Source organism: Magnetovibrio sp. PR-2 (assembly GCF_036689815.1).
GTDB lineage: Bacteria > Pseudomonadota > Alphaproteobacteria > Rhodospirillales > Magnetovibrionaceae > Magnetovibrio.
Genome location: NZ_JBAHUR010000005.1, coordinates 260,869 through 287,725, shown reverse-complemented (window position 1 = coordinate 287,725; position 26,857 = coordinate 260,869). Strand labels below are relative to the sequence as shown.

Annotated in this window: 32 protein-coding genes; 14 read left to right on the top strand and 18 right to left on the bottom strand. The window is 54.2% G+C overall.

Annotated elements, in window-relative coordinates:
* Positions 1-12 precede the first annotated feature (12 nt).
* The gene (locus V5T82_RS08195; protein ID WP_332895129.1) at positions 13-612 is read left to right on the top strand and encodes a 2-hydroxychromene-2-carboxylate isomerase; all 600 of its coding nucleotides are present in this window, start codon (positions 13-15) and stop codon (positions 610-612) included.
* Here the strand turns inward: V5T82_RS08195 and V5T82_RS08190 are convergent.
* The gene (locus V5T82_RS08190) at positions 609-1,403 is read right to left on the bottom strand and encodes a GGDEF domain-containing protein (protein WP_332895128.1); all 795 of its coding nucleotides are present in this window, start codon (positions 1,401-1,403) and stop codon (positions 609-611) included. The two genes, V5T82_RS08195 and V5T82_RS08190, sit on opposite strands and share 4 nt — an antisense overlap.
* Positions 1,404-1,576: 173 nt before the next feature.
* Between V5T82_RS08190 and purE the strand changes: the two genes are divergently transcribed.
* From purE to V5T82_RS08175, 3 genes are all read left to right on the top strand, one after another.
* Positions 1,577-2,071 carry a 5-(carboxyamino)imidazole ribonucleotide mutase gene (gene purE / locus V5T82_RS08185; protein WP_332895127.1) on the top strand — a complete coding sequence of 165 codons (495 nt, stop codon included), beginning with the start codon at positions 1,577-1,579 and terminating at the stop codon, positions 2,069-2,071.
* Positions 2,072-2,094: 23 nt separating this feature from the next.
* Entirely contained in the window at positions 2,095-3,195 is a 1,101-nt protein-coding gene (locus V5T82_RS08180) for a 5-(carboxyamino)imidazole ribonucleotide synthase (RefSeq protein ID WP_332895126.1), read from the top strand.
* Between the two features lie 352 nt (positions 3,196-3,547).
* Positions 3,548-3,889, top strand: coding sequence for a hypothetical protein (locus tag V5T82_RS08175; protein WP_332895125.1), 342 nt, complete (start codon positions 3,548-3,550; stop codon positions 3,887-3,889).
* A gap of 16 nt (positions 3,890-3,905) precedes the next feature.
* On the opposite strand, the gene V5T82_RS08170 is transcribed toward V5T82_RS08175, so the two are convergent.
* The 3 genes from V5T82_RS08170 to def are packed head-to-tail and all read right to left on the bottom strand — an operon-like array spanning position 3,906 to position 6,070.
* Complete coding sequence (locus tag V5T82_RS08170; protein WP_332895124.1) at positions 3,906-4,778, bottom strand: hypothetical protein; 873 nt, start codon at positions 4,776-4,778, stop codon at positions 3,906-3,908.
* Positions 4,779-4,835: 57 nt separating this feature from the next.
* Positions 4,836-5,504 (bottom strand): COQ9 family protein, encoded by a 669-nt coding sequence (locus tag V5T82_RS08165; protein ID WP_332895123.1) that lies wholly within the window; start codon positions 5,502-5,504, stop codon positions 4,836-4,838.
* 2 nt (positions 5,505-5,506) lie between these two features.
* Positions 5,507-6,070, bottom strand: coding sequence for a peptide deformylase (gene def, locus V5T82_RS08160; RefSeq protein WP_332895122.1), 564 nt, complete (start codon positions 6,068-6,070; stop codon positions 5,507-5,509).
* A 160-nt stretch (positions 6,071-6,230) separates the two neighbouring features.
* Between def and rpsU the strand changes: the two genes are divergently transcribed.
* Positions 6,231-6,434, top strand: coding sequence for a 30S ribosomal protein S21 (gene rpsU / locus V5T82_RS08155; RefSeq protein WP_332895121.1), 204 nt, complete (start codon positions 6,231-6,233; stop codon positions 6,432-6,434).
* A gap of 85 nt (positions 6,435-6,519) precedes the next feature.
* Here the strand turns inward: rpsU and V5T82_RS08150 are convergent, their stop codons facing one another.
* On the bottom strand, positions 6,520-6,864 hold the full coding sequence (locus V5T82_RS08150) for an ATP-binding protein (RefSeq protein WP_332895120.1): 345 nt from the start codon (positions 6,862-6,864) through the stop codon (positions 6,520-6,522).
* 189 nt (positions 6,865-7,053) lie between these two features.
* Here V5T82_RS08150 and V5T82_RS08145 point away from each other — a divergent pair, with 189 nt between their 5' ends.
* Positions 7,054-7,236: a hypothetical protein gene (locus tag V5T82_RS08145; RefSeq protein WP_332895119.1), complete on the top strand. Its 183-nt coding sequence runs from the start codon at positions 7,054-7,056 to the stop codon at positions 7,234-7,236.
* Positions 7,237-7,389: 153 nt separating this feature from the next.
* Here V5T82_RS08145 and V5T82_RS08140 read toward each other — a convergent pair whose 3' ends face one another.
* From V5T82_RS08140 to V5T82_RS08115, 6 genes are all read right to left on the bottom strand, one after another.
* The gene (locus tag V5T82_RS08140) at positions 7,390-7,650 is read right to left on the bottom strand and encodes a (2Fe-2S) ferredoxin domain-containing protein (RefSeq protein WP_332895118.1); all 261 of its coding nucleotides are present in this window, start codon (positions 7,648-7,650) and stop codon (positions 7,390-7,392) included.
* A gap of 17 nt (positions 7,651-7,667) precedes the next feature.
* Entirely contained in the window at positions 7,668-8,747 is a 1,080-nt protein-coding gene (locus V5T82_RS08135) for a PAS domain-containing sensor histidine kinase (RefSeq protein WP_332895117.1), read from the bottom strand.
* A gap of 149 nt (positions 8,748-8,896) precedes the next feature.
* Positions 8,897-9,082, bottom strand: coding sequence for a hypothetical protein (locus tag V5T82_RS08130; RefSeq protein WP_332895116.1), 186 nt, complete (start codon positions 9,080-9,082; stop codon positions 8,897-8,899).
* Between the two features lie 121 nt (positions 9,083-9,203).
* On the bottom strand, positions 9,204-10,601 hold the full coding sequence (locus V5T82_RS08125; RefSeq protein ID WP_332895115.1) for an NAD(P)(+) transhydrogenase (Re/Si-specific) subunit beta: 1,398 nt from the start codon (positions 10,599-10,601) through the stop codon (positions 9,204-9,206).
* Positions 10,602-10,613: 12 nt separating this feature from the next.
* On the bottom strand, positions 10,614-11,039 hold the full coding sequence (locus tag V5T82_RS08120; RefSeq protein ID WP_332895113.1) for an NAD(P) transhydrogenase subunit alpha part 2: 426 nt from the start codon (positions 11,037-11,039) through the stop codon (positions 10,614-10,616).
* Positions 11,040-11,042: 3 nt separating this feature from the next.
* Positions 11,043-12,185: a Re/Si-specific NAD(P)(+) transhydrogenase subunit alpha gene (locus V5T82_RS08115; RefSeq protein ID WP_332895112.1), complete on the bottom strand. Its 1,143-nt coding sequence runs from the start codon at positions 12,183-12,185 to the stop codon at positions 11,043-11,045.
* Positions 12,186-12,433: 248 nt separating this feature from the next.
* Between V5T82_RS08115 and V5T82_RS08110 the strand changes: the two genes are divergently transcribed.
* Complete coding sequence (locus V5T82_RS08110) at positions 12,434-13,333, top strand: DUF3108 domain-containing protein (protein WP_332895111.1); 900 nt, start codon at positions 12,434-12,436, stop codon at positions 13,331-13,333.
* Here the strand turns inward: V5T82_RS08110 and V5T82_RS08105 are convergent.
* Positions 13,330-14,238: a hypothetical protein gene (locus V5T82_RS08105; RefSeq protein WP_332895110.1), complete on the bottom strand. Its 909-nt coding sequence runs from the start codon at positions 14,236-14,238 to the stop codon at positions 13,330-13,332. The genes V5T82_RS08110 and V5T82_RS08105 overlap by 4 nt on opposite strands.
* Before the next feature lie 154 nt (positions 14,239-14,392).
* Positions 14,393-16,186 (bottom strand): M3 family oligoendopeptidase, encoded by a 1,794-nt coding sequence (locus V5T82_RS08100; RefSeq protein WP_332895109.1) that lies wholly within the window; start codon positions 16,184-16,186, stop codon positions 14,393-14,395.
* An 82-nt stretch (positions 16,187-16,268) separates the two neighbouring features.
* On the opposite strand from V5T82_RS08100, the gene V5T82_RS08095 reads away from it, so the two are divergent.
* Complete coding sequence (locus V5T82_RS08095; RefSeq protein WP_332895108.1) at positions 16,269-18,056, top strand: AMP-dependent synthetase/ligase; 1,788 nt, start codon at positions 16,269-16,271, stop codon at positions 18,054-18,056.
* On the opposite strand, the gene V5T82_RS08090 is transcribed toward V5T82_RS08095, so the two are convergent.
* From V5T82_RS08090 to pyk, 3 genes are all read right to left on the bottom strand, one after another.
* Positions 18,053-18,940 carry a DMT family transporter gene (locus tag V5T82_RS08090; protein ID WP_332895107.1) on the bottom strand — a complete coding sequence of 296 codons (888 nt, stop codon included), beginning with the start codon at positions 18,938-18,940 and terminating at the stop codon, positions 18,053-18,055. The two genes, V5T82_RS08095 and V5T82_RS08090, sit on opposite strands and share 4 nt — an antisense overlap.
* Complete coding sequence (locus tag V5T82_RS08085) at positions 18,940-19,815, bottom strand: AEC family transporter (protein WP_332895106.1); 876 nt, start codon at positions 19,813-19,815, stop codon at positions 18,940-18,942. Before V5T82_RS08085 ends, V5T82_RS08090 begins: the two co-directional genes overlap by 1 nt.
* Positions 19,816-19,923: 108 nt before the next feature.
* Positions 19,924-21,339 (bottom strand): pyruvate kinase, encoded by a 1,416-nt coding sequence (pyk, locus tag V5T82_RS08080; RefSeq protein ID WP_332895105.1) that lies wholly within the window; start codon positions 21,337-21,339, stop codon positions 19,924-19,926.
* Between the two features lie 331 nt (positions 21,340-21,670).
* Between pyk and V5T82_RS08075 the strand changes: the two genes are divergently transcribed.
* Both V5T82_RS08075 and V5T82_RS08070 read left to right on the top strand, forming a co-directional pair.
* Positions 21,671-22,030: a hypothetical protein gene (locus V5T82_RS08075; RefSeq protein ID WP_332895104.1), complete on the top strand. Its 360-nt coding sequence runs from the start codon at positions 21,671-21,673 to the stop codon at positions 22,028-22,030.
* Positions 22,031-22,164: 134 nt separating this feature from the next.
* On the top strand, positions 22,165-22,707 hold the full coding sequence (locus V5T82_RS08070; protein ID WP_332895103.1) for a protein phosphatase CheZ: 543 nt from the start codon (positions 22,165-22,167) through the stop codon (positions 22,705-22,707).
* Between the two features lie 3 nt (positions 22,708-22,710).
* On the opposite strand, the gene V5T82_RS08065 is transcribed toward V5T82_RS08070, so the two are convergent.
* Positions 22,711-23,673 carry a MerR family transcriptional regulator gene (locus tag V5T82_RS08065; RefSeq protein WP_332895102.1) on the bottom strand — a complete coding sequence of 321 codons (963 nt, stop codon included), beginning with the start codon at positions 23,671-23,673 and terminating at the stop codon, positions 22,711-22,713.
* 194 nt (positions 23,674-23,867) lie between these two features.
* Between V5T82_RS08065 and V5T82_RS08060 the strand changes: the two genes are divergently transcribed.
* The 4 genes from V5T82_RS08060 (at position 23,868) to V5T82_RS08045 (ending at position 26,479) form a co-directional block, all read left to right on the top strand.
* The gene (locus tag V5T82_RS08060; protein ID WP_332895101.1) at positions 23,868-24,767 is read left to right on the top strand and encodes a type 1 periplasmic-binding domain-containing protein; all 900 of its coding nucleotides are present in this window, start codon (positions 23,868-23,870) and stop codon (positions 24,765-24,767) included.
* A 50-nt stretch (positions 24,768-24,817) separates the two neighbouring features.
* Positions 24,818-25,234: a response regulator gene (locus tag V5T82_RS08055; RefSeq protein WP_332895100.1), complete on the top strand. Its 417-nt coding sequence runs from the start codon at positions 24,818-24,820 to the stop codon at positions 25,232-25,234.
* 132 nt (positions 25,235-25,366) lie between these two features.
* The gene (locus V5T82_RS08050; protein WP_332895099.1) at positions 25,367-25,849 is read left to right on the top strand and encodes a peptidylprolyl isomerase; all 483 of its coding nucleotides are present in this window, start codon (positions 25,367-25,369) and stop codon (positions 25,847-25,849) included.
* 174 nt (positions 25,850-26,023) lie between these two features.
* Positions 26,024-26,479, top strand: a complete 456-nt coding sequence (locus V5T82_RS08045; RefSeq protein WP_332895191.1) for a peptidylprolyl isomerase — start codon at positions 26,024-26,026, stop codon at positions 26,477-26,479.
* Between the two features lie 12 nt (positions 26,480-26,491).
* Here V5T82_RS08045 and V5T82_RS08040 read toward each other — a convergent pair whose 3' ends face one another.
* Complete coding sequence (locus tag V5T82_RS08040) at positions 26,492-26,857, bottom strand: response regulator (RefSeq protein WP_332895098.1); 366 nt, start codon at positions 26,855-26,857, stop codon at positions 26,492-26,494.

Here is a 26,857-nt window from a genome sequence, read left to right as displayed (position 1 = left end):
CGGGAGGCCTTCATGAACACACCTCACATCGACTATTACTTTTCCGTCGTTTCGCCCTGGACTTACTTCGGCGATGCACGGCTTCACGACATCGCTCAAGCCACTGGCGCAACACTTGGCTATCACCCCTGTTCCAGCCCCGAGTTGTTCCCGAACACGGGCGGAAAGATGCTGAAAGACCGGGGCCCGAACCGCCAAAACTATCGCATGGTCGAGCTCAAACGCTGGAAAACTCACTTAAATTTGGATCTCAACCCCACGCCCGCACACTTTCCCGTGCCCGAAGCTCCGGGCTCCAAACTGGTGTTGGCCGCAAAAGACGCAGGCCATGACCCCGGTCCTTTGGTGAGCGCCCTGCTCAAAGCCGTTTGGGTCGAAGACAAAGACGTCTCCGACCCTGAGACTTTGACCACCATAACCAACACCGCCGGACTGAACGGTGAGGTCTTATTGGCCGCATCCCAAGACGCCAAGTATGACGAAGCGTTTACCAAATCCACCCAAGACGCCATTGACGCGGGCGTGTTCGGCTATCCCACCTATGTCACGGACGGTGTGATGTTTTGGGGTCAAGATCGATTGGACTTTTTGGAGCGCAAACTCAAAGGTTAGCCGCGCGCCATCATGTTGTCTTTGGCACGCTGAATAATTTCTTCGGCGCTGTCGGCCTTCCCGATTAAGGTATCGCCAAACCGCGCATGCACGTGAAGCATTTCACCTTGCCACGAAAAACTCCGCCCGCTCATACTCGCCATCAGGCTTTGGGCTTTATTCTCCGCCGCATCTAAGGTGTCACCGGGCAAGATCACGCCAAAGTCGTGACTTTCCAGACTGCCCAACACATCCCCCGTCTCTGCCCCTTCCCGTAGCGCATCGGCGGCTTGTTGCATGAGGCTTTCCTCCGCGCCGACGCCAAATGCCGCGCGGATATCTGGCGCGTTGGCGATTTGGATGTAGAGGAACGAAAACGGCACGTCTTCTTCGTCAACCCGGCGCACCGCGAGGGCCATGCGCGCGACAAAGGCGCGTCGGCGCATCACATGCAGCACGCGATCTTTTTCCGCCTGTTCTTCCAAATAGGCTTCGTGGCCTTTGGCGCGGGACAGTTCCCCACGCAACGTATTGATTTCATCCAACAATGTCTGAATGGCTTGGCGCACATTCGGGGTCATTTCTTCTTTCGGGATGCCCAGAATCGACACATCGTCATCGAACGCGCCATGCCCTGCAGCGCCGTCCTGAGACAGGCTGTCTTGATCCGGCTCCCCAGGCTCGCCGTATTGGTGCTTTTGTTTGCGTTCTCGCTTGGCGGCTTGAAGCAAGCGGTCTTCTTCCGTCAGGCGATTACGGCCTGGTCGGACAGAAACGATGGGGGCGGACGGACCGACATTTTCGTTGGCCATGGTTGCTCTCCCCGAGCGAAAAGTGCCTCAGTCTTGCTATTATAGTCGCACAAATCCTGACGAATAATTTAACACATAATCACTTTTTCAGGGAGGACTTGCCTGAAAGGCCTATATCCCTATAATTGCCCGCTTTCTCAAAGGGCACTTATGCCCGCCGAAGGAGCCGGAAAATGACTTCGACCAACCCTGTTGTGGGGATCATCATGGGCAGCCAGTCCGACTGGGAAACCATGAAAAATGCAGCCGATACCCTGGAAAAACTGGGCGTGGCGTTTGAGACGAAAATCGTTTCCGCCCATCGCACACCGGACCGGCTCTATGAATACGCCAAATCCGCGAAGGATAAGGGCTTAAAAGCCATTATCGCCGGTGCTGGCGGTGCTGCCCACTTGCCAGGCATGGCCGCAGCCATGACCCCTGTGCCTGTTTTGGGCGTTCCAGTTGAAAGCAAGTCCTTGAAAGGCATGGATTCTTTGTTGTCCATCGTGCAAATGCCGGGCGGCGTGCCTGTGGGCACCTTGGCCATCGGCAAACCGGGTGCGATCAACGCCGGCCTGTTTGCGGCCTCCATTGTCGCATTGGAAGATGCTACAGTGGCCCAGGCGCTTGACGCATGGCGCGCCAACCAAACCGCAACGGTCGCAGAAGAACCCGTCGATCAATAAGGCCTAAACGAGGAAGATCACGCGTGAGCAATCCCAAAGCCCCCATCGCCCCAGGTTCGACCATCGGCATCATCGGTGGCGGACAGTTGGGCCGCATGACGGCAACGGCCGCGGCGGAATTGGGCTATCGCGTTCATGTCTTCACCCCGGACAAAAACGGCCCCACCGAACAGGTTTGCGACCGAGCCACCATTGCAGCTTATGACGACCAAGACGCCATAGAAGCCTTCGGCCAAGCCGTCGATGTGGTAACGTTTGAATTTGAAAACGTCCCGGCGGAGACTGTGCGTCATTTGGAAGCTCTGGTCCCAGTACGTCCCAGCTGGGAATGCTTGGCTGTGGCGCAAGACCGCGTCCAAGAAAAAAATTTTTGCAATAAGCTTGGCATCGAAACGGCACCGTGGAAAGCGGTGAACTCCGTCAAAGAGCTCGCCGACGCCATGCGCGAGATCGGCGTACCGTCTATACTCAAAACCACGCGTCTGGGCTATGACGGCAAGGGACAAGTCCGCATCAAAGCCGACACCGTCCCCGCCCAAGCCTGGGAAGAACTGGGCGGTGCACCTGGAATTTTGGAAGGCTTTGTCGATTTTGAATTGGAAGTCTCCGTCATTACCGCACGCAACGCCAGCGGGCAGATGAAATCCTATGATGTGGTGGAAAACCGCCACAAGGACGGCATCTTGGACGTGACCATCGCCCCTGCCGACATACCTGCCATCCTCGCCGACCAAGCCCGCCAAGTGGGGCGAACATTGGTCGAGGCTTTAGACCTGGTGGGGCTCTTGGCGGTCGAGCTGTTTATAACCAAAGACGGCCATGTGCTGGTCAACGAAATGGCGCCGCGCCCACACAACTCCGGCCACTGGAGCCAAAACGGTTGCGCCACCAGCCAGTTCGAACAGTTTGTGCGCGCCGTGACCAACCTGCCTCTGGGCAGTGCCGCACGTCATTCCGACACGGTGATGAAAAACCTATTGGGCGATGATGCGAACCACTGGGAACACCACTTGTCCGACCCCGCGAACAAGCTTCACCTCTACGGCAAAGCCGAAGTCAAAGCGGGACGCAAGATGGGCCACATCAACCGCTTGTATGACAAAGATTCGCAGCCCAAAGGCTAAACCGGCTTGGTGCTGATGTTGGTGGCACTCAGTACCATCAACAACACGGTTTGTCTTGGCGTTATATCAAGCATTCGTTTGTCTGTCGTAAGGATTGCTCAGTTTCTTCTTTGTCCACGGTTTTTGTTGTGGGCGCAAATGCAGCTTGGGCCTTCGTGGATTTGCGCGTCGCCAGCCAAAACGACCCGGTTTTGCAGAACCTCGCCGAACAGTTCCGCACCATGGCCGAGCCGTTTTGAGCTTGAAAACCATGCTAGAAACGATCGAAGATAATATGTTAACGGGCTGATTTTGTCAGTTTCTTGTCAGGCTAAATGCCTATAATGCAGACCACCATGTGGGGGCGCCACATGTGCATAAAAAAACGACCTTTGACCAAGACAAAAAACAAAAATGGGGCACGCACATGCCAGAAATCTTGCATCAACAGCGCTTGCTTTTGGAACTTCTGATCAAATCGGGCGACATCGGTGTTCCCGATGTGGACGACGGAACTTTGTTGTTTCGCACGCTGCAAGAGTGCATTGACCACGGCTGGATCACCATGGGTCACTTCGGTGCGGGCGTTGATATTGTGAAAATCACCGACGCCGGTCGCGCCGCCGTCAAAGACCGCCGCGGCTCCGGCCATGGATTCCCCGGCACCGACCGCCGCCGCATAAATGTCGGCGAAGTGAAACGCCAGTCGGCCTGAAACCTCTCAACTTAGTTTAAGCCCGACCGCTCACACCCGAATAACTCGCCGCCGTGTTGGCGCGGTTGAGGCTTTGTTCGATTTGCTGTTCGGAAATGCGTTGTTCTTTGACCGCTTCCAGCAATTCGATTTCCACCGCTTGGGGTTTGCTCAAATGCAAAGACACCGTGTGGCGGATGAAATCTTTGGTGGGGCGGTCCACGGCGGCATGGGCCAAGGCGTTGGACAGCAATTCACGCCGCACCAACGGCGGGAAGTTGACGATTTCCACCGCCACCATCTTTTTCACCGCATGCGGGATCAGGTGGGTGGCGAAGATGCGGTCCAAACAATAGCTGTAGATGCCGAAATCCAGATGTCCCGCGACGGACTTGGTGAAATCGATGAAATCGTCAATGAACGTACCCGCAGCCACCTTGCCTTCGATCATATGGCGCACGGTTTCCAAAAACTTGCGGTACCTCGCACGGGCCGGGTTGAGATCGTCGCTCAGCACCGCTTCCAGTTCGCGGATGCGATCTTCGCGAAAGCCGGAGCGCAGGATTTCCGTGGCCCCCTCTTTGACATGAGGGGAAAGCGTCTGGCGCTCGATCAGCTCAAACAGTTCTTCGAACGCTTCGCGGCGCACGTCGTGCAAGTTCGCAGCCCGGCGCGCCAAAGGCATAATGGCGGCGCGCGCCACCAACTCGTCTTTTGAGCAAATCGACGCCATGGCTTGGGCATCTTTGGGAATGGCGAATTTTTTCGAGGCAAAGTCGTCGGTGATGATAAAGCGCGAGTTGCCTTGGAACGTCAAATAACGGCCCAGTTTGGAGCACGTCACAAAGTGATCGGCGAGCCGCAAACCTTGTGCAGCATTGGCTTGAGAACCCTGAACGTTTTCAGTCATGGAAGTCTTTGTCCTTTCCTTCATCCTCAAGCCAAAAGAGCATTGCGTTTTGTTTTTTTATGGACGCATCTGCAAGTCGTTTTTGAATTTCGCGAACGGGCTGCCAGAAAGCAGACCATCCAACGCTTTGGTGATTTTGGATTTCACCACCGGAATTTTCAAGACATCGTCGATGCGCCGGGCGAGAAAATCCCAGGTGTCTTCACACCCGTCCGATTCGTCGTTCAGCCAGTAAAGCACCGTCGCGCCGTAAACCGGAGCCAGCAGGCCCCGCTTGGTGTAATAGTTGAAGTCCGCCGAGCGATCGCCCGCCATGTACCAGATGTTGTCCACCGTGGTGTGGGTGATGGCCGTCATCAAACCGACGTGCAACGGGTTGGAAAGCACGCTCAAGCCCGCACGCACGGCTTCGCGGTGGGGCATCAGAAATTCCAAACGCGCGCGCACGCCAAAGATCACCCGGTCGCGCACACGCATATCACCAACGTTGGCCTGTTCCATGGCCTTCATCATTTCGCGGTCCGAAATTTGCGCAAACTGAGCAATGGCGTCGGTAGCACCATTTGGAAACAGGCGTTTGGCCGTCTTGGCGTCCAGGCCGATGTCCTCGGCCCCAGCCGCCAGCGCCTCGTCGCCCCAACCGTCGAACGCGACGTGCGGGCTCGCGGCCAGCACAATGGCGTCTTTCTTGGCTTCCCGGGCGGCTTTGCGATCTGCAGCGGTCATTCTCAGTCCTCAGTGTTTCCGCCATTGGGGCCCTCGGGCGGGCCTTGGCGGGTGAATTCGTCGGTGAAGCCAAACTGGCTCATATCCTTGATCCGGTAAGGATACAAGATTCCGTCCAAATGGTCACATTCATGCTGCACCACACGGGCATGAAATCCGTGGGCCTCACGCTCGAAGCGGTTGCCGTCTAAATCATACGCCGAATAGCGAATGTGCGTAAAGCGTGGGACCGCGCCCATCATCTCTGGAATGGACAAACAGCCCTCCCACCCCGTGGCTTTTTCGTCTGACAATGATGTGATTTCGGGATTGATCAGCACGGTCAGCGGCACGCCCCCTTCGCCATCGTCTTCGGCCCGCGCGCGCTCAGGATAGACGGTGAAAACCACAATCCTTTTAGAAACATGGACTTGCGGCGCTGCGAGGCCGGTTCCGTTGGCGTCGGCCATGGTTTCGATCATGTCTTCGACGAATTGGCGGGTGTGCGGGCCTGTGGGGTCGTCCACAGGCAAGGCCTTTTGGCGCAAAATAGGGTGGCCCATGCGGGCGATTTTCAGAATGGCCATAGGGGCTAGAACCTCATGGAAACCGTGTAATCTCTTCACATATAGGCATCTGTGTGTTACAACTCCGCCTCTTCCGCCCACTGTGGGCTGGAAGGTGTTGAAAATCAAGGCTCTGGCTTTGTTTTTTAGCTCTAATCTAACTTGAAAGGATGTGATTAACGTGCAAGTTGTCGTTCGTGATAACAACGTTGATCAGGCGTTGAAAGTGTTGAAGAAGAAAATGCAGCGTGAAGGTATCTTCCGCGAGCTGAAGCTTCGTAAGCACTTCGAAAAGCCCTCTGAAAAGCGTGCGCGCGAGAAAGCCGAAGCTGTCTCCCGTGCCCGTAAAATGGAGCGCAAACGCCTGGAACGCGAAGGTTTCTAGTCCCGCAAGGGTGGGAACCCGAAGTTCCAAAAACGAAAGGCCCGCCAAATGGCGGGTTTTTTGTTGGCAAAATTATGAGTTCTGCTCAAGCCGCTATGGATTCGTCCATGGGGAATTTGACGCACACCACTGTGCCGCCGTTCATGGCGCGTTCGATAATCAACTCGCCGCCCAGCTGGTTGGCTTTTTCCATGACCGTCTGCATGCCGATGCCCCAACCCTTGCGGTTGGAGTGCTCGTACGACGTGGTCACACCCTCGCCCTTTTTAATGGCGTTGGTGATTGTCGTCCGCATGCCTTTACCGGAATCCTGCACAACCAACAAAAGAGCTTCGTTCTTGCGGTTGACCGTGCCTTTCACTTCGACATTGCCGACTTCATGCGCAAACTGACGCAGCAATTCCATTTCTTTGTTTTTGGTTTCGGCCATATGAAGACGCCCCCATCATCTCCAGCCAAAGAATTAATACGACCATTACAGAGAAAATATTAATGATATCATGTAGTTACATTGACACGCCCCAAATTCAACAGTTCAGCGCAGTGGCGAATACCGCAGCGGTCGCTCAAGAAGCTGCGTTAGCCACGGTCACCGAACAGTAAGGCAACACGGATACGAATGACCAAAACAATGACGGCGGGCCAGGGGACCGCACTGACCGTGAACGAAACCAGCTCCGTATCGGACGGTACCGACAGCTCGACCCAAAAGATCGAACTGAGTGTCATTAAATCAGGTTACTCAGCCAACATCGGCACTTCCGGTGCCGACACCTTGAGCGGCACCAGCGGTTCTGACTAAATCATGGGTTGGGACGGAGACGATGCCCGGAACGGAAGTTCAGGTTCCGATGTCTTGGTGGGTGGAGCTGGGTCCGACACAATCGGCTATACCGACACATCTCAATCCAGCACGGGGGCTGGTGATGTCATCACCAATTATTCAATCGCACCATTAAACAACTTTGGACACCTGGTCTAATATCTCGTCGAGATCGTCCAGTTCAACGTGGTGATACACCCGCCCACCATGAATTTTCACATTGGGCCCGTACGAACAATCGCCCATGCACTCGACGCGCACGACTTTAATGTCGCCACCGCGTTCGCGCGCGCGTTTGTGCAATTCGCGAAAGATTTCACGCGATTTCGGCCCGATGCAGGCCGCACCGCCGCGTTTATTGATACAGACGTAGAGACGTTTGGGCTTTGTCATGGTGCAGGCAGATTAGCCTACCCCATCATGGTGCGCCAACTTGGGAATTCGACGCTAAAGGTTGAGCCTTTGCCGAGGACGCTGTCGACAACCAATTGTGCATCATGCTTGTTCACCATATCGCGGACAATGGCAAGGCCAAGGCCTGTGCCTTCCACAGTGTGGTCTTCGTGGCTGGCACGATAAAACGGGTCTGTGACCTTTTCTAAGTCGGCTTCGGATATACCGATGCCCGTATCCTCCACTTCCACAACGATGCCGTTGGCCCTGTTCATGTCCAGACGAACGGACACTGAGCCGCCGTCTCGATTGTATTTGATGGCATTGGTGATCAGGTTGGCGAAGATCTTCCACAAACTGCGATCATCCGCGCTCAGGCACAAGCCTTCTTGCGCCGACAGGTTCACGGTGACGTTGGATTGCTCCGCCAAACTTTGATTTTCTGCAATGATGTCCGCCAAAAGCTTGGTCAGATCGATGGTGATGTCCACCAGTTCGGGACCGGAGCCCTCGAACCGAGCGGTTTCCAAAACATCGTTCACCAAATCCAACATGCGCATGCCAGAGCGTTTGATGATATCCAGATTTTCATGCAGCTTTTCGATGTTGTCGTTGTTGTATGTCAAAGCCAAATCTGAAAAACCGATGATGGCGTTCAAGGGACTGCGCAAATCGTGAATCAATTCCGCGCTGTCAAACAGCCCCGACAGCCGGTCGAGACGTTGGTATTCGGCAGTGATGTTGATGTGCACCACCGCCACATGGCCCTTGTAGCGGTAGGCAATACCTTTGAACCAGCGCTTGGTGGTTTTCGAATGACACGGATAGACCAGCTCATACATGCGCCGGACACCGCCCATAACGCTTCTCAGCCCCACGGAAAAGGTTTGTGCCTGCTGGGCCTCGATACCTTCTGTGCAATCGCAAAGTTCAAGATAGTTCATGCCTTCGAACGGAGAGCCGTCATAGCCGTTCTCGTTCGCAAATTCATTCCAGGCATCGTTGGTGTAACGAATGACGCCTTCTGCATCCAGGACAGCGACCTGTGCAGGCATCAAATCGAAAGCAGTATGCAGCTGTTCGGCCGCAAAGTTCATGCGGTTGCTCCGTTATCACTGCGCCCTGGGCCAAAAGATGCGGGGAATCTCTTGAATTGTCAATTTAATATGATGATAGGTGCGCAAAATCACATCATTTTGATCGGTGCCGATACAGCCCGATTAAAAAGTGAGCAGGCCTCACTTATTTATTTGTCACGACGATCGCTCCCACTGCGTCGTACGGCTTTGCGACGGCGCTGATCGGGTACGTTGACTTCATCAACGCTATCATCGCTGACTTCAGACTGATCCGAAGCCCTGCGGCCTTTCGCGTCGCGGCGGTCTGAATTGCTGCGTTGCTTTTCTTCTGGTTTGGTATCACTTGTGCTCATATCAATTCTCGCTCTATGCCCCCGAGCTTGCTGAAGCATAGCAAGTTCAAGGGGATCATGCAAAAACGGCGGCTCAAAAAAAGCCGCCGTTTTTCGTTTTTTGAGACCGCTCAGAACGGACCTAACCCAAGGACTGAACGATTTCTTCCGTCATTTTCTTTGCATCGCCAAACAACATCATGGTGTTGTCGGCAAAGAACAACGGGTTTTGCACGCCGGCATAGCCTGCGCTCATACCGCGTTTCAAGAACAACACCGTGCCCGCTTTTTCGACATCCAAAATCGGCATGCCATAGATGGGGCTAGAGGTATCGGTCTTGGCCGACGGGTTGGTAACGTCGTTTGCGCCAATGACGAAGGCCACGTCCGCAGTGGAGAATTCGGAGTTGATTTCTTCCAGCTCGAACACTTCGTCATAAGGCACGTTGGCTTCAGCCAACAACACGTTCATGTGACCGGGCATACGACCTGCGACAGGGTGAATGGCGTATTTGACTTCCACGCCTTCCTCTTTCAGCAGATCTCCCATTTCACGCAGCGCGTGCTGAGCTTGAGCAACCGCCATGCCGTAACCCGGCACGATGATGACTTTGGAGGCGTTGCCCATGATGAAGGCCGCATCGTCGGCAGAGCCGGATTTCACGGAACCTTGCGCCCCGCCGCCAGCAGCAGCTGCAGCGCCGCCGCTTTCGGACCCAAATCCGCCCAACAACACGTTCCAAATGGATCGGTTCATGCCTTTACACATGATGTAGGACAAAATAGCACCCGACGCACCGACCAAAGCACCTGTAACGATCAACAGCGGATTGCCCAGCGTAAAGCCGATACCAGCCGCCGCCCAACCGGAGTATGAGTTCAGCATCGACACAACAACGGGCATGTCTGCGCCGCCGATGGGGATGATGATCAAGAAACCGATCAAGAAAGACAGCGCGGCCAACGCCCAAAACGCGGTGTACTGTTCCGTGGTCGCGAAGAAGTAGAACAAAAACGCGATAACGATGCCCAATGCTGCGTTCAATTGGTGTTGCATGGGGAAGGTGATGGGCGAGCCGCTCATGACACCTTGCAGTTTCGCAAACGCGATCAAGGAGCCGGAGAACGTAATTGCACCAATGGCCGTACCCAAACCCATTTCGATCAGGCTGGCCGGGGCAATTTCACCCGGTGCGCCCAAGCCGTAAGCCATGGGATTGTAGAGAGCCGACGTTGCCACGAACACAGCGGCCAAACCAACCAAAGAGTGGAAAGCTGCGACCAATTGCGGCAAGGCCGTCATTTCGATCTTCAGCGCAACCACGGTGCCGATGGCACCGCCGATCAACAGGCCACCGATGATCATCGGGTAGCTGACAACGTCCGGATCGATCAAGGTCGTGGCGATAGCGATCACCATACCGATGATGCCGAGCATGTTGCCGCGGCGTGAGCTTTCCGGGTGTGAAAGACCGCGCAATGCCAAAATAAAGCAGACAGAGGCGATCAGGTAAGCAAAAGCGCTCATATTCTCAGTCATATCAACGCTCCCTTATTTCTTTTTCTTTTTGAACATCTGAAGCATGCGCTGGGTCACGATGAAGCCGCCGAAGATGTTTACGGAGGCCAGCATCACGGCCACAAAGCCCATGATTTTCGAGAAGTTCATATCTTCCGGACCAGCGGCAATCAAAGCGCCGACAATGATCACGGAAGAAATGGCGTTGGTTACACCCATCAATGGGGAGTGCAGTGCAGGCGTAACGCTCCACACCACGAAGTAACCGACAAAGCACGCCAACACGAAGACCGTAAACAGCGCGACGAAGGAAAATCCTTCGGCGCTGCCACCCGCAGATGCGGCGGCTTCGGCGGCTGCCAAGGCAGCGTTATTCGCCAACTGGTTGGCTTGTTCGGCCAAAGTGGCTGCACCTTCAGCCAATTTGCCCGATTGATTTGCAATAGAAGCGGCGTCCATGACTTAAGCTCCCTCACCCGTCAACCTGGGATGAACCAATGCGCCGTCTTTGCACACGCAAGTGCCGGTCACGGTTTCATCTTCAAAGTCGAAATTGATGGTTTTGGCTTCCTGGTCCACATGTGGCGTCAGGAAGTTCAGCAGGTTCTTGGCAAACAGCTGGCTTGCGTCTTTGGGCAAGCGGCCCGGCACGTTGTCGTGGCCAACGATGTGAACACCGTTTCGGGTCTTCACAACTTTGCCCAGCTTCGCCCCTTCGACGTTGCCGCCAGCTTCCACCGCCAAGTCCACCAGCACGGAACCGGTGCTCATGGAGGCGACCATGTCCTTGGTCACCAAGATCGGCGCCTTGCGGCCCGGGATCAGAGCGGTGGTGATGACAATGTCTTGCTTTTTGATGTGCTCGGCAACGACCAGCTTTTGCTTGTCGAAATACTCAGGCGGCATTTCTTTGGCGTAGCCGCCATCGGTCTCGGCGTCCTTTTCCATCTCTTCATCGACGGTCAGAAACTTACCGCCCAGGCTTTCCACCTGTTCGCGCGTCGCCGGGCGCACGTCGGTGGCGGTGACCACCGCGCCCAAACGCTTGGCCGTTGCAATGGCCTGCAGGCCCGCAACGCCAACACCCATGATAAAGACCTTGGCCGGAGCAATGGTGCCCGCCGCCGTCATCATCATCGGCATAGCCGAGCCGTATTCGTTACACGCGTCCAAGACAGATTTGTAACCCGCCAAGTTGGACTGAGACGACAAGATGTCCATGGATTGAGCCCGCGAGATGCGTGGCATCAGTTCCATGGCAAACACGGTGAGACCCGCTTTCGCCATGGCTTCCATGTCAGCCTTTTCGGTCAAAGCCTGCATGTGGGCGCAAACGACCGCGCCCTTTTTCATCAGCTTGATCTCATCGGCGGAGGGACGCTGAATTTTCAGCACCACATCTGCGTCTTTCAGGGCAGCTGACGCGCTAGCACCAATGCTTGCGCCTGCCCCTTCAAAATCTTTGTCGGTGATGGAAGCAGCGCTACCCGCGCCTTTTTCCACCATTACGTCGAAGCCGAAGCCGACAAGCTTCTTCACCACCTCAGCCGATGCGGCAACCCGCGTCTCACCGTGATGGAGCTCCTTTGGAATTGCGATTTTCATGATGAACCGTCTTAACCTGGGAGATCCCTATTAAACTCTTCAATTTTTATGCCCGCTTGTTTCGGGTTGCACAAGCGTTGCGTCACAAAAAAATCAAAAAAACATCGTTTTTTGTGCAGTGCAGCATAATGGCAACACCTACCCTATTGGGCAGCAGAAGCCCAAAGATTCCGGGCTACATTAGATTTGGTCAATAGATTACACCAACGACCTTGGCGCGCAAGCAATGCTTAAGTATTGTGGGAGTCATGAAACTGAAACACCCAATCTGCAAACCCCTTAAAATCGCTTTGGTTGCGGCCTTACTCCCCGCCCCGTTTGGGTGGTTTGGCAATCCCGCGCGAGCTGTTGAACCTCCCAAAACCGAAGACCAACTTCATTTGCGCTACGCCGCTTATTGGGGCGGACTTCACATTGCGGACTTCGCACTTTCGCTCAAGACCGATGAAAATGGCTTCGAAAATCAATTTCATTTGAAATCGCGCGGCCTGGTCTGGTTTTTCACCGAGCTGGATGCAGAGGCCAAAAGCAAGGGGGCTGTCGTCTCTTCAAACGACCAACGCGCACCCCAGTTCCAACCCAGCCACTACTTTACCGAATACAAAAGCAGAAAACATTGGCGGTGGGTTGACATTACCTTTGGCGAAGAACAAAACCCCGCCAAAGCCGTGACGGGAACGTCCCCGATAGAAGGTAAAGAGGATAAATGGGATCCCAAAGACAAAGGTCCTGAGGTCTTGGATAAGGTCGAACCGGATAAGACCGTTGGCACCATGGATCCGGTAACCTTGGTGCCTCAACTCATGGCCTTTGTCGACACGCATTTAAGCGGCGGGCCCAAAGAAGGCGTCCTGCCCGGCTTTGACGGACGCAGACGCTTTGATATGAAAGCCACGTACTTAGGCCCCGCGACCCGCACGGTTGGTGAGGCCAAGTACGAAACGTACAGGGTGCGCGTCAAACCGATCCCAGTTGCCGGCTTTAAAAAACGCCATGAAAAAATTTGGAACAAAGCCGCTTACGATTTTTATTTCAGCCGCAACGGAAAGTTCATTCCCGTGCAAATCTACCCGGTTAAAAGCGGCCCGGTCTTAAATTTCGTCAAGGAATGCGCGGGGCCTTGTGATTTGAAAGAAGAGCTGGATTAACCCGCTGCCACGGCTTGTTGGGCGCGATCGCGCTCCATGATCTCGGCGCGGTAGGCTTTGAACTGATCGCGAATGCCGTCCAAGCGGTCCGCCGTACCGTCGCCGAACATGAAGTCCAGCTTCAAACTTTCTTCGTCGTCCCAAAGTGCTTTGAACAGATCAGAGAACAGCGCGTTGAACAGCAGTTGGAAGTGCTTGTCTTCGAACACGAAGCCCGACGCGCGCTCGGTCACATTGTTGAGGATCGACACAAAGTTGCGCCGCGCCCAGTCGAAGTCTTCGAATTTCATCAAGATCCGGATCAGGATGTTATAGGCAAAGCGTTTGTGGCGGTCGTTGGCGCCAATCAGCTTCCAAATCTCGCCATCATCGTCGGAGGAAAACTGACTGAGAAGTTCTTGGGCTTCGATGTTGAGCTCGCCATAAAGCACTTCGCCCAACAACTTAATCATATAGTCGTCAAAGCCCTTGACCACTTCGCGTGGGAAAATCGGCTGGTTGGGATCGGCAAACAGATGTGAAAAGCGTCCGGCGATCAAACGCAGCAAAAACTTAGACCGATTTCCGGTTTCCGGTTGATCGTCTTGAGGCTGCGGCTCCTCGCCTTTGACGTCGGCGCGAGCCTCGACTTTCGGCTGGACATACAACGGCAGGTCTTTGCGGATTTGTTCTGCGACCTCATTGCCGTGATTCAGCAAGTTGGTGCGAATCACAACCTCGATCTCACGCACCAATTCCTTGATGTCTTCGTCCAACTGCGGGGTCTTTTTGTCGCGCGTGAGCAAGGCATGGCGCATCATCAAATCCAAAGTCGCTTTGATAATGGTTTTGGTCGCAGCCGTCGAACGGTGCGCCACTTCAATGGCGCCGCCGGTCTCAGGTGTATCGTCTTCCAAATCAAACATGCCAGAAATTCGCCGGACTCTACTGGTATCAATCTATATATAGTGCTCGAAGCTGGAAGTTGTGAGCAAGAATCGGCCCAACCTTCCACTTTCTGAGTATCACATGAACCCTAACAGTTCCCTAAGACCTTGGATATCCGCAATTTAGCGAAGCTCAAGCCTGGTCCAGGGCTTCCAGTTCGTCAATAAAACCAGACACAACTTTTAGGCCGCGCGACCAGAACTTGGGATCGCCGGCGTCTAGACCAAACGGCGCCAGAAGTTCTTTGTGACGTTTGGTGCCGCCGGCGCGCAGCATCTCCAGATATTTCTGCTGGAAGCCTTCGTGCCCGTCGGCAAACACGTCGTAAAGCGAGTTCACCAAGCAATCCCCGAACGCATAGGCATAAACGTAAAACGGCGTGTGCACGAAGTGCGGGATGTAGGCCCAATAGTTTTTGTAGGTGTCGTCCAGGCGGATGGACGGGCCCAAACTTTCCGTTTGCACCTTCATCCAAATCTCGCCCAAGCGTTCCACCGACAATTCGCCTTGTTTGCGTTCATCGTGGACGTGGCGTTCAAATTCGTGAAAAGAAACCTGACGCACAACGGTGTTGAGCATGTCTTCGACCTTGCCCGCCAACAAAATGCGGCGGCGGGCCGCGTCGTTTTCGCTGTCCACCATTTTGCGGAACGTCAGCATTTCACCGAACACAGACGCGGTTTCCGCTGTCGTCAGCGGCGTGTCCGACATCAAAGCCCCTTGGTCGGCGGCCAAGACTTGGTGCACCCCGTGACCAAGTTCGTGCGCCAACGTCATGACGTCGCGGGCTTTGCCGTGGAAGTTCATCAGGATATAAGGATGAGCGCTGGGTACGACCGGGTGAGAAAACGCGCCGGAATCCTTGCCCTCGCGCGGTTCGGCATCGATCCAGTTTTCGGCGAAAAAGCGGTTCGCCACATCTTTCATGGTGGGCTCAAAGGCGTGGTAAGCGTCCAACACCATGGACTTGGCCTCATCCCATTGGAACTTCGAAGACAGGTCATCGGGCAACGGCGCATTGCGGTCCCAGTAGTCCAGCTTGTCTTTGCCGAACCACTTGGCCTTCAAGTTGAAATAACGATGCGCCAGGTTTTGATAATTGTCCTTCACCGAAGACACCAGCGCGTCCACCACTTCGTCTTCGACTTGATTGGACAGATTGCGCTCCGACACCGGGCGCTCATAGTTGCGCCAACGGTCTTCGATGTCTTTGTCCTTGGCCAGCGTATTGGTGACCAGCGCCAACAAGCGCACGTTTTCGCCCAGCACTTTGCCAAACCCAGCGGATGCGGCTTTGCGTTTGGCTTCATCTTTGTCCGACAGCAGGTTCAAAACTTCGGATTGGGTCAACCCCTCGCCCACACCTTCCACGTCAAAACGCATGTCGGCGAAGGTTTCTTCGAACAATCGCACCCAAGCCGACCGCCCGGTCACGGATTTTTCCAACAAAAGCTTTTCAATGTCGTCGGACAGCATGTGATCGCGATACATGCGCAGTTCCCGCAGCCAGGGACGATAACGCCCAGCCTCTTCATTTTGCAGCTTCGCTTCTAAAATGTCGTCATCCAGGCGGTTGATTTCCAGGGTGAAGAACAAGGTCAAGGCCGAGATATCCGTCACACGTTCTTGCAGCGTTTGGTAGAAGCGTCCCACTTCACCATCGCCGGTGCTCACCGAAAACAGCAATTGGCCGTAGCTCATGGCCTTGTGCAGGATTTCCATGAAGGCTTCGTACTCCGCCATAGCGGCCGCGAATCCAGCACCGTCCAAATCTGCCAGTTTGCCCGTATACTTTGCTGCAAAGCCCTGAGAACGGCGCTCGGCTGCGTCCAAATCTGCGCTCAATGCTGGGTCTTGGGGGCCTGCATACAAGTGCGATAAGTCCCATGTGGGCAATTTGGTGGGCAAAGCTGGGCTTTCGGCCATATTTTCATCTCCTTGAAACCTGAGCTTTGATATAAGGTTGGAACGGCGAATAGCACAATATCCAAAGTGGGATTTTTTGACGATGGACGCACAAAACTGGCCAAATCTTGTCGCAATGTTTTACGAACAGGTCGAAAAGCGCGGTGAACACCCGTTTTTGTGGGCCAAACACGACGGCCAGTTCCGTCCTTTATCTTGGCGCGAGGTCGCAGCCCAAGTCACAGAGCTGGCCAAGGGGCTGCGCTCTTTAGGCGTCAAAGACGGCGAACGCGTCGTGTTGGTGTCCGAAAATCGTCCTGAATGGCTGATCGCCGACATGGCCATCATGGCCGCTGGTGGCGTCACGGTCCCCGCGTATACAACCAATACCGTGGACGACCACCGCCATATTGTGGAAAACGCACAAGCCGTGGGCATAATTATCTCCACCGCGAAACTGGCGGAGAAAGCCCTGCAAGCCGGACACTTGTCAGACCTCACCCACTTCGCCATCACCATGGAGGATATGGAGCTTCAACAAAGCCTCAATCTCGAAGTGATGAACTGGCAAGCCGCGCTCAATCGGGCGCACCAGTCCCACACCAACATCTCCGAAGAGGCCACACGGTTTGATAAATACGACACGGCGTGCATCATCTACACCTCCGGCACGGGCGGCACACCTAAGGGGGTAATGCTGAGCCACGCTGCCGTGCTGCACAACCTGCGCGGCGCCACCCAGGTGTTGGAGAAACTGGGCCTGTCCCAAGAACGGTTCTTGTCGTTCCTGCTCCTGTCCCACAGCTATGAACACACCGCCGGCCAATTCTGGCCCATGTATTTAGGCGCGGACATCTATTACGCCGAAAGTGCGGACCAATTGCTCAACAACATGGCGGAGGTCAAACCCACCGTCATGATGGCCGTGCCGCGCTTGTACGAAATGATGCACCAGCGCATCACCCGTGGTGTGGCTAAACAAGGCGGCAAAAAGGAAAAGCTGTTCAACAAAACCGTGGAACTGGGCATCAAAGCCTTTCAAGAACCTCACAACATGTCGTTGGTCGAAAAGGTTCAGAACTTCGCCCTGGAACGTCTGGTGCGCGCCAAGGTGCGCGAGAAATTCGGCGGCGAGCTGAAAGCGTTTGTGTCCGGCGGCGCACCGCTTAATCCCGACATCGGTTTGTTCTTCACCGCCTTAGGCCTTCGTATCCTTCAAGGTTATGGTCAGACCGAGTCTGGTCCTGTGGTGTGTGTCAACGTTCCTGAAAAAATCAAAATGCACGCGGTCGGACCCATCTTTCCCGACACCGAAGTGCGCATCGCCGACGACGGCGAGATTCTGGTCAAAGGCGATTTGGTCATGAACGGCTATTGGCGCGATAGCGCGGCAACCGAAGCCGCCGTGGTTGATGGCTGGCTGCACACGGGCGACATTGGTGTCATTGATGAAGACGGTCACTTGGCGATTACGGATCGCAAGAAAGACATCATCGTGAATTCCGGCGGCGACAACATTGCCCCGCAGCGCATCGAAGGCATCTTGACGCTGGAACCCCCAGTCGCCCAAGCCATGGTGTTTGGCGACAAACGCCCGCACTTGGTCGCGCTGATCGTACCGGATCAAGACTGGCTGAACGAATGGGCCAAGGAAAATAAAAAGTCGAAGCATCTCGAAGACGTTTTTGATGACGAAGATTTACACAAAGCCATTGGCGAATCTGTCACAGGTGTAAACAAACAGCTGTCCAATATCGAAAAGGTGCGCAAATTCATCATCGCCAAGGAACCGTTCAGCATCGAAAACGCACAGATGACGCCGACCCTGAAAGTGCGTCGTCACAAAATCAAAGAGGTCTACGGCGACGATCTGCGGGCACTTTATAGCTAGGCCGGATCGTGGGTCGCCTTGCCTGTTCCGGCTATGGCGATGCCCGCAAAGATCAAGGCGAGCGCCATCAAGATTTCCGGTGTGATCTGTTCGTCCAAAAACAAATAGCCCCACAACACGCCCATGAGCGGAATGAGGTAGTTGTTGAGCGCCAAGAACGTCACGCCCCGAGACGCTATAACCATGATCAACAAAATGGTCGCCACCGCCGTTGGCAACAACCCCAGATAGATAGAGGTCCACACCGACGTCCAGGTGTACGCAACCGCTAGGGGGTCTTCGAATACCCACGCCAGTGGCAACAACAAAATCGTCGAAGCGATCAACACGCCTGTGCCGTGCTCCAACGGCTTGGCTGTTGGAAGCTTGCGAAACAAGATGCCGCCGATGGCATAACACAGGGCAGCACCGGCAATGGCGAGTTGGCGCAACGCCTGGTCGCCCAGGGCCAAGAGTACTTCTGGCCCCATCAACACGATCACGCCTGCAAAGCCAACCAAGACGCCGATGAGCCTTCTGACGTTTAAGACCTCATCGGAAAAAATCCGCCCCAACACCAGGGCCGCCAACGGCATGGCCGCAATCACGATGGCTGCCAAGCCCGATGGGATCTGCTGTTCACCCCAATTGATCAAGGTGAACGGTAACGCGTAGCCGAACACACCAATGAGAAAGAACGAACCCCAGATTTGCGGCTGTGTCGGAAGCTTGTGGCCTTTGAATGTCAACCATGCAAACAGCAAAAACGCACCAATGGCGATGCGCAACAACGCAAGCGTCACAGGCGGCACGCTCTCTACGCCGACTTTGATGACTGTGAATGAAGAGCTCCAGATCAGAGCCAAGATAAACAGCAAGCTGAGATCGCGAGCTAAGCTTCTCATCACAAAACGAACCACATCAACAGCGGCAAAGTCGCAAACGATATGACGGTGGACAAAACCACGGATCCAGCCACCGCACCGGGTTCGGTGTCATAGCGCGCGGCGAACAGGTAGTTGAACACCGCAACGGGCAACGTGGACTGCAAAATCAAAATGCCCTTCATTGCCCCTTCAAAGCCCATGACTTCGGCAATGAACAATGCAACGCCAAAGCCCATGGCCATGCGCATTAAAGCAACGGTCAAGCTCTTGCCCATTTCCCGGACTTTAAGCTGTTGGAGCGAAATACCCAAGGTGATCAGCATCAAAGGAATGGTAAAGCCGCTGAGAATTTCAATGGTGTTTGCCGCCCAATCGGGCACAGCCGTATTTGAAACTTTAAACGACAGCGCCATAATGATGGCGTACAGGGTCGGCACACGCAACAGCGACACCAACGACATGGTCCCGGTACTCACCGCGACGCCAACGGTAAACTGAAAGATGATGCAGACGGTGAAGTACGCCACCGCCAACGCCATGCCGGTCTCCCCAAACGCCAACAAGGACAATGGCAAGCCCATGTTGCCCGTATTGGGAAAAATCAGCGCGGGCAAAAAAGCCTGAACGGACCAGCCCTTCAGTTTGAGGAACCCATAACCAACGCCCGCCATGATGCCCAATGCCGCAAACGTCGCCCCCGCCATTTGCGCCAAGGCATCAAGCTCAATTTCCACATGAACCAAGGTGGTGAACACCAAGCACGGCACACCCACAACTGTGACCAAGTGCGTCACCATTTCGGTGTTGTAGGGTTTGCCGTAATGCGCCCAGGCATAGCCGATGGCCGCGGAAATCAAAACCGGCGCAACAATGGCAATGAGGGTTTCAAACATGGGGGCGGTCCTTTTTTTCAGGGCCACAGGCTAGACCTTGCGGTCCAAAAAGAAAAGCGGCGTGAACGATCAACGCTCACGCCGCTTTTGTCCTTGTTTGGTGTGTGACTAGTCCACCTTGGCGATGTGCAAGATATTGGTGCCGCCCGGAACACCAAAGGGAATGCCAGCGACAATGACGATGGTGTCACCCTCTTGGGCAAAATTTTGACGTTGCGAGATGCGCACAGACTTGCCCATCATTTCGCTGAAGCTTTGCACATCCTTGGTGCGGATAGAGTGCACACCCCACGCCAACACCAAACGACGGGCAATGTCCAAGTTGGGTGTCAGACCCAAGATCGGAACACTGGGACGTTCGCGGGCGATGCGAATGGTGGTCGAGCCGGTCGACGAGAACGACACAATCGCTTGCGCCGAGACCGTTTCCGCCGTTTGACGGGCCGAAGCGGAGATCGCGTCTGCCGCCGTAGCCTCCGGCACCGAGCGAGCGGCTTCGGTCATCTTGCGATACAGCCGGTCACGTTCCACACGATTGATGATGCGGTCCATGATCGACACGGATTCAATCGGATAGTCGCCCACCGCCGTTTCTGCCGATAACATCACCGCGTCCGAACCGTCATAAATGGCCGTTGCCACGTCAGAAGCTTCCGCACGGGTCGGCGTCGGTGCCGAGACCATGCTGTCCAACATCTGCGTTGCCACAACGACGGGCTTGCCCGCGATACGGCACGCGTTGATGATGCGTTTTTGTTGCACGGGAACGTCTTCGGGCGGGAGTTCCACACCCAAATCGCCGCGCGCCACCATAATGGCGTCTGACAGTTCAACAATGCCGTGCAGGTGTTCGATGGCGCTAGGTTTTTCCAGCTTCGCCATGATCCCGGCTTTGTTACCGACGATCTTGCGAATTTCCGCGACATCGCTGGGGCGCTGCACAAACGACAGAGCCACCCAATCGACACCCAATTCCAAGCCGTATTTCAAATCGGCGTGGTCTTTTTCAGTCAAGGCCGACAGCTCCAAGATGGCGCTGGGGACGTTGACCCCCTTGTGGTTGGAAATTTCAGAGCCGAACACCACCTCGGTTTCGGCGAAGTCCTTACCGGCTTTGTCGACACGAAGACGGACCTTGCCGTCATCTAACAACAAATCCATGCCCGGACGCAGGGCGGCGAAAATTTCGGGATGCGGCAGGGGGGCAACCGTCTCGTTGCCCTTGGCATCGGTCAGTTCAAGACGCAGAGGCTGACCGCGGGTCAACTCAATGCGTCCGTTTTCAAACTCACCCACGCGCAATTTCGGCCCCTGGAGATCCATCAAGATCCCAATGGGGCGTTGGAACTTTTCTTCCAATCCGCGGATGATGTTGTAACGGCGTTTATGGTCTTCATGCACACCGTGAGAGAAATTTAAACGGAATACGTCGGCACCTGCCTCAATCAATTCCGCAATGTCTTGTTCCGAAGAACGGCCAGGCCCTAGCGTGGCGATAATCTTAGCTTTTCTTGTCCTTTTCATAATGACCCGCAACATACTGCGCTTCGGGGAAAAGCGCTATATTTATTCTATGAATCATTCGTGACTGCGAAGCCCCTGCTTCACGTACTCGATAAAAAACACTCATTCCCACACGGCAGTCACGTGCAGGCCTACTACTCTCCGGGGAGGTCGGGATTTGGTGGGGCCATCCTAATCAGGTTGGACTGAAATGCAATCACCAATACGATTTAAGAAACATCAAAACGCTATTTTAAGAAAGATATCGCACGCTCTTTGAGCGGGTTCGCGGTCCGCGCTTTGGGTCCAGGCGGGAATCGCGTTACACTCAGCCGCAAACGAAAGGCGAAACATGTCGAAAATCGGCAAAGCAATGATGTCTCTGTTCCTCGACAAGCGCGCACGCGATGTCATGGAGCACGCCAAGACCCAACCCGGTGACCCGCCCCACCCCCAACGGGTCGCGCGCGGGCTTGAACACCAGTCGCAAAAAGAGATTAAGCAAAAGCTCGACAGCAAAATCGACGAAATTCACAACAAACCGCAAAAAACCGCGACACCGACGCGCCAAGAGCTCATCGACCAAGCCCGGCGTGTGCGTGCCCAAAAACAAGACGTTCTGGCCGACTTGTCCCCCGAACAACGCATGAAGCTGCAAGTTATGGCGATGAAAGCCATGATGCCGCCCAAGCCCGGCACGCCAGAGAATTGAAAAAACTCACAAAAACGTCATTTTTAACGCCTTTTAACGGTTTTCACTGTTAAAGTGAGTTAAATTCTGCTTGTTTAAGGGCTTACGACAAGTCTTATGCCAGATAAAAATTGACGACAGGGGATGCGCTTGAAATGACGGCGCCAATTGACAAAGAAGATACAGCCGCCCTTTACGGTGAGCTGCAGGGCCTGCTGAGCTACATCAACCGTGTGCGTGAGGAAATTGCCAGCATTTCCCGCCCAGCCGATGAAGATCACGAATTTCACACCATGTCCGATCAATTGGATGCGGTGATCAAAGCCACTGATGAGGCGTCCAATACCATCATGGCCTGCGCGGAAAGCAACGAAGACGCCGTTGGCGAGTTGCGCAAGCTGATCAAGGATCCGGCGCAACTCGCGCTGTTGGACAAAATCACCGATAACGATATGAACACGATTCAGGCCTGCAGTTTCCAAGACATCACCGGTCAACGGGTGACCAAGGTCGCGCGTTCATTGACGTACGTGGAGGACCGCGTATCTGCCCTCACTGAACTTTGGGGCCGTGAAGAGATTGAAAAAGTTGAAATCAAAGGCGATGACAAATCCGATGATGAAAAGCTGCTCAACGGTCCCGCTTTGGACCCGCAACGCTCCATCAGCCAAGACGAAATCGACTCTCTATTCGATTAAGCCCTAAACACCCAAAAACGTGGTCGACTTTGCAAGGGGTTTTTCCGTTTGCAAGTACCGTGAAAAGTCTTCGAACCCTTCAAAGCAACGGGTGGAAGACTTTATGTTGTCGGCACTTAATCCACGCGCCCCTTGCCCACCGCACCAAATGAGCGTGTCTTGCGGCAGCGCAGACACCAAATCCACAAAAAAGGCGTTGGCGTCTCTTTTCGAGCACGCCGAACTGAACGAAATGGCGATGGCGTCAATCCCGTGATCCGTAACCGCTGTTTTCAGCTCGCTCACAGGCAACTGCGAACCGGCATTGATGGCGAATATGCCCTCCAATGCCAACACGGCTTCCAGCATTTTCAAACTGATCGTATGCAATTCCCCTGGTGGGGTTGCAATCAACACCCGTGGCACGTCTATCGGTGTTTTCAACGACAAAATGGCTTGGTCCAAAACAGAATGAACCGTTTGGGTGTAGATATGTTCTTGATAAACACTCAATTCACCGCCGAGCCACAGATCACCGACAATGCGGTTTAACTTCGCAACCGTTTGTGTCGCAAACGGATAAAGGCCTTCCGCCATCAGCGCCTTGTGCAAAATCGAAAACAGCCGATAGGCCCGAGACCCTTCCAAAGTGTCCAAAACGGCCTGGATTAAAACCTCGTCTTCGGGCTCCACCTCAAGTGCATAAGATTGTGCGAGGCGTTGTAAATCTCCCAAGCTTGCACCGACCACATCACGGGGACGGCAGCCTTCCGCAATCAATCGGCGGATGAGATTGAGCTTTTCGATATCCCTGCGGTGATATGCACACTCACCCGTGTGCGTTTTCAAGGAAACCGGGAAGCCGTATCGTTCTTCCCATTTTCTCAAAACGTCACGCGTCACCCCCGACATTTCGACAATTTGAGATGTCGATAATAAATCCTGACTGACCGGCTCACTTTGCTTGGCACTATTGGAATTCACCATAACAAACACCTTTGCCCCACGCTTGCTCATAATCAGACTACCCCAAACCCACGCCCCCACAAAAACTATAAAAATGTCAGGGACAAAATAGTCTAATTATTCTATAATACCAAAAATAAGTGAAGTTTTTATAAATTTGTCACTGACATTACGGGCAAATTCCCTATCGCACAGCGGTTTTGAGGTGGTGACTCATGGTCGATATGAACTTTTCAAAAGTGCGCTTAGTTGTTTCGGAACCTTCAGACGTGATCCGCGACGAACTGGAGGCAGCACTTGGCACGCATGGCTTTCACAGCATGTTATCCACCAGCCGTCATGGGGCGATTGAAGAAGCTCTTGGTGCAACAGATGTTGATTGCATCATTTGCGGCCATACGACAAATCCCCAAGACACTCAGGCGTTTATTCAAGACATTCGCCACCAACGCATCGGCACCAATCCGGTTGTTGTGGTGTTCACATTGATCTCAGACCCTCAACCCCAATCCATTCGTCAACTGGTCGATAGTGGCTGTGATTCTATTTTGGTGAAAGAAGGTGCTGTTGAAACGCTTGTGAAACGGCTCAAACAGATCACCCTGCAACGCAAACCTTTTGTCGTGACCAGTGAATACATTGGTCCCGACCGACGCGACAATCAGCGCTCGTTCGGGGAAATCGTGCCCCTACTCAAAGTCCCCAACCCGATGTACCTCAGAGCCATTGCCGATGAAGATTCAGAGACCATCAAAACCAAGATCGCTTCAGTGTCTCAAGATATAAATCTTCACAAAATTGCCCGCCATATCGTGCAGATTTCTTGGCTGACCGAACACCTCGTTCAGACCAATCAGTTGAACGACACCCACACCGAAATTGAGGATTATCTCGAACGGTTGCACACTGTCATCGAAGACCTATACGCGCGAGCCTTGCACACCTGTTCCCCCAACGTTTTGGAACCTTGCACGCATTTTGGGGATTTTGTTTTCTCAATCTCCAACAACACGCCCGACAGACGCAGCCGCCACATTGAAAAATTGCCCCAATTGGCCGCCGGTGTGCGCAAGGTTTTTCGTTCCCACAACACCGCTCTTCACACATTTGCCTAGCGTAAAACGCTCAAGAACCTGCTCACCACAAGGTGAGCCCATGGAAAAAAATGTCTAATATCCTCATCGTTGACGACGAACCTTTATCCAACTTCACCATCGTTGAAATGGTTGAAACGGCAGGCCACCGGGCTTTTGGCGTGGAAAATGCCGAGGCCGGCTTGGAAATCATGCAAAAACAATGCATTGATGCGGTCATTACCGACATCGTCATGCCCGTTCTCGATGGATACACGTTTATCAAAAAGCTGCGCGAAATCAGCTTGACCTTACCCATCGTCGCGGTGAGCGGCGGGGGCTTTTCTTACCCAGAAGAATACCTCACCATCGCCGAAGAAGCCGGGGCAACACACATTTTGCAAAAGCCCTTCTCGTTCTCTGCCTTACAAGAGGTTTTCCAAGACATTTTTGAAGATACCCCCCCAAGACGCTTTCCATTCCAAAATAAGCTGAAAAGAATGTCCTGAGGATGCAACCGCGGGGTTTTTGTTTGGCGACGACCATGTTAGGGTCCGCGCTCGTTCAATTTTTGATTATCGAGGGACTAAATGAAGCGTCTCTTTCTTGCACTTGCTGCACTGCTGACTGGAGTTTTGATCATGTCTGATGAAGGCTTGGCCTTGGATCTGGAAAACACCTTGTACTTGGACCTTAAAGACGGCCGAGTCGTTATTGAAATGCGCGAAGACCTGGCACCCAAGCACGTCATGCGCATCAAACAATTGGTTCGTGAAGGCTTTTATGACGGCCTCACCTTCCACCGTGTGATCCCGGGCTTCATGGCTCAAGGCGGCGACCCGGATGGCAACGGCATGGGCGGCTCGGGCATGAATATCCCGGCTGAATTTTCCCGCCAACCGTTCGAACGCGGAACCCTCGGCATGGCCCGTTCCCAAGACCCCAACAGTGGCGACAGCCAATTCTTCATCATGTTCGATGAAGGGTCCTTCCTCAACGGCCAATACACGGTCTGGGGCCAAGTGGTCAAAGGCATGGAATTCGTCGACAACATCGCCCAAGGTGAACCGCCGGCTAACCCCGACAAGATCGTCAAAGTTCAAGTCGCGGCTGACGCGGAATAATCGGACACGCATGTGATACGTCTTGCCGTCCTGCTTGCCGTCGTCGCCGCCATTGCCGGAGCCATTTGGTTCGTCATGGCGGACGCCCTTGTCCCGAAAGTTGCAGAGGAAACTCTCTACAGCGGGACGGGGGAAACCAATCTCGACTTAAGCAGCGACGACAATGTCTTGCTGATGGACACCAAGCACGGTCAGGTCGTCATTCAAATGCGGCCTGACTTGGCGCCTGTCCATGTTCAACGCATCAAAGAGTTGGTGCGTAAAGGCTTTTACGACGGCCTTAAATTCCATCGCGTCATCGAGGGCTTCATGGCCCAAGGCGGCGACCCGGATGGCCAAGGCACGGGGGGCTCTGGTCTCAACCTACCTGCAGAATTTTCTGACGCAAAGTTCATGCGCGGCATGGTCGGCATGGCACGTGCGCGTGACGTCAATAGCGCCGACAGCCAATTCTTTATCATGCTGGGCACAGCGGCGCACTTAAACGGCAAGTATACCGTTTGGGGCGAAGTCACGGCTGGCATGGATGTTGTCGATGCCATCAAAAAAGGCGAAAAGCACGCGAACGGGCGCATCGTCGGCGCACCCGATAAAATCAAGCGCATGCATATCAAGGGCGATGGGGCCTAATCCTAGACGCCCCTACGCTTCGCCCAACACCCGTTTGACGCAGACACTCAAATCCCCGAGAGAGAACGGCTTGGTCAAGGCACAATCCGCACCAAGCTGATAAGTCGTCTCCATAATGTCGACGTTTCTGCCACCGCCCGAGATCGCAACAATCTTAATGTCGGGCTGTTCGATCTTCAGTTCCAGGATGGTTTCGACACCGTCTTTTTCCGGCATGATGATATCCGTGATGACCAAATCGAAGGTTTCATCTTGGCACATTTGCAAACCTTCCCGACCGTTCGTGGCTGAAGCCGTTGTGTGACCCATAGCCGTCAGCGCTTCCAACAAAGAAAAACGAACAGCGGCATCGTCTTCAATGACCAACACATTGACCAT

Excerpts from the sequence above, each read along its gene's own strand:
- V5T82_RS08195 (WP_332895129.1), top strand. The coding sequence starts at position 13 with ATGAACACACCTCACATCGACTATTACTTTTCCGTCGTTTCGCCCTGG.
- V5T82_RS08190 (WP_332895128.1), bottom strand. The coding sequence starts at position 1,403 with ATGGCCAACGAAAATGTCGGTCCGTCCGCCCCCATCGTTTCTGTCCGA.
- purE (WP_332895127.1), top strand. The coding sequence starts at position 1,577 with ATGACTTCGACCAACCCTGTTGTGGGGATCATCATGGGCAGCCAGTCC.
- V5T82_RS08170 (WP_332895124.1), bottom strand. The coding sequence starts at position 4,778 with ATGACTGAAAACGTTCAGGGTTCTCAAGCCAATGCTGCACAAGGTTTG.
- V5T82_RS08165 (WP_332895123.1), bottom strand. The coding sequence starts at position 5,504 with ATGACCGCTGCAGATCGCAAAGCCGCCCGGGAAGCCAAGAAAGACGCC.
- def (WP_332895122.1), bottom strand. The coding sequence starts at position 6,070 with ATGGCCATTCTGAAAATCGCCCGCATGGGCCACCCTATTTTGCGCCAA.
- V5T82_RS08150 (WP_332895120.1), bottom strand. The coding sequence starts at position 6,864 with ATGGCCGAAACCAAAAACAAAGAAATGGAATTGCTGCGTCAGTTTGCG.
- V5T82_RS08145 (WP_332895119.1), top strand. The coding sequence starts at position 7,054 with ATGACCAAAACAATGACGGCGGGCCAGGGGACCGCACTGACCGTGAAC.
- V5T82_RS08140 (WP_332895118.1), bottom strand. The coding sequence starts at position 7,650 with ATGACAAAGCCCAAACGTCTCTACGTCTGTATCAATAAACGCGGCGGT.
- V5T82_RS08135 (WP_332895117.1), bottom strand. The coding sequence starts at position 8,747 with ATGAACTTTGCGGCCGAACAGCTGCATACTGCTTTCGATTTGATGCCT.
- V5T82_RS08130 (WP_332895116.1), bottom strand. The coding sequence starts at position 9,082 with ATGAGCACAAGTGATACCAAACCAGAAGAAAAGCAACGCAGCAATTCA.
- V5T82_RS08125 (WP_332895115.1), bottom strand. The coding sequence starts at position 10,601 with ATGACTGAGAATATGAGCGCTTTTGCTTACCTGATCGCCTCTGTCTGC.
- V5T82_RS08120 (WP_332895113.1), bottom strand. The coding sequence starts at position 11,039 with ATGGACGCCGCTTCTATTGCAAATCAATCGGGCAAATTGGCTGAAGGT.
- V5T82_RS08115 (WP_332895112.1), bottom strand. The coding sequence starts at position 12,185 with ATGAAAATCGCAATTCCAAAGGAGCTCCATCACGGTGAGACGCGGGTT.
- V5T82_RS08110 (WP_332895111.1), top strand. The coding sequence starts at position 12,434 with ATGAAACTGAAACACCCAATCTGCAAACCCCTTAAAATCGCTTTGGTT.
- V5T82_RS08105 (WP_332895110.1), bottom strand. The coding sequence starts at position 14,238 with ATGTTTGATTTGGAAGACGATACACCTGAGACCGGCGGCGCCATTGAA.
- V5T82_RS08100 (WP_332895109.1), bottom strand. The coding sequence starts at position 16,186 with ATGGCCGAAAGCCCAGCTTTGCCCACCAAATTGCCCACATGGGACTTA.
- V5T82_RS08095 (WP_332895108.1), top strand. The coding sequence starts at position 16,269 with ATGGACGCACAAAACTGGCCAAATCTTGTCGCAATGTTTTACGAACAG.
- V5T82_RS08090 (WP_332895107.1), bottom strand. The coding sequence starts at position 18,940 with ATGAGAAGCTTAGCTCGCGATCTCAGCTTGCTGTTTATCTTGGCTCTG.
- V5T82_RS08085 (WP_332895106.1), bottom strand. The coding sequence starts at position 19,815 with ATGTTTGAAACCCTCATTGCCATTGTTGCGCCGGTTTTGATTTCCGCG.
- pyk (WP_332895105.1), bottom strand. The coding sequence starts at position 21,339 with ATGAAAAGGACAAGAAAAGCTAAGATTATCGCCACGCTAGGGCCTGGC.
- V5T82_RS08075 (WP_332895104.1), top strand. The coding sequence starts at position 21,671 with ATGTCGAAAATCGGCAAAGCAATGATGTCTCTGTTCCTCGACAAGCGC.
- V5T82_RS08070 (WP_332895103.1), top strand. The coding sequence starts at position 22,165 with ATGACGGCGCCAATTGACAAAGAAGATACAGCCGCCCTTTACGGTGAG.
- V5T82_RS08065 (WP_332895102.1), bottom strand. The coding sequence starts at position 23,673 with ATGGTGAATTCCAATAGTGCCAAGCAAAGTGAGCCGGTCAGTCAGGAT.
- V5T82_RS08060 (WP_332895101.1), top strand. The coding sequence starts at position 23,868 with ATGGTCGATATGAACTTTTCAAAAGTGCGCTTAGTTGTTTCGGAACCT.
- V5T82_RS08055 (WP_332895100.1), top strand. The coding sequence starts at position 24,818 with ATGTCTAATATCCTCATCGTTGACGACGAACCTTTATCCAACTTCACC.
- V5T82_RS08050 (WP_332895099.1), top strand. The coding sequence starts at position 25,367 with ATGTCTGATGAAGGCTTGGCCTTGGATCTGGAAAACACCTTGTACTTG.
- V5T82_RS08045 (WP_332895191.1), top strand. The coding sequence starts at position 26,024 with ATGGACACCAAGCACGGTCAGGTCGTCATTCAAATGCGGCCTGACTTG.
- V5T82_RS08040 (WP_332895098.1), bottom strand. The coding sequence starts at position 26,857 with ATGGTCAATGTGTTGGTCATTGAAGACGATGCCGCTGTTCGTTTTTCT.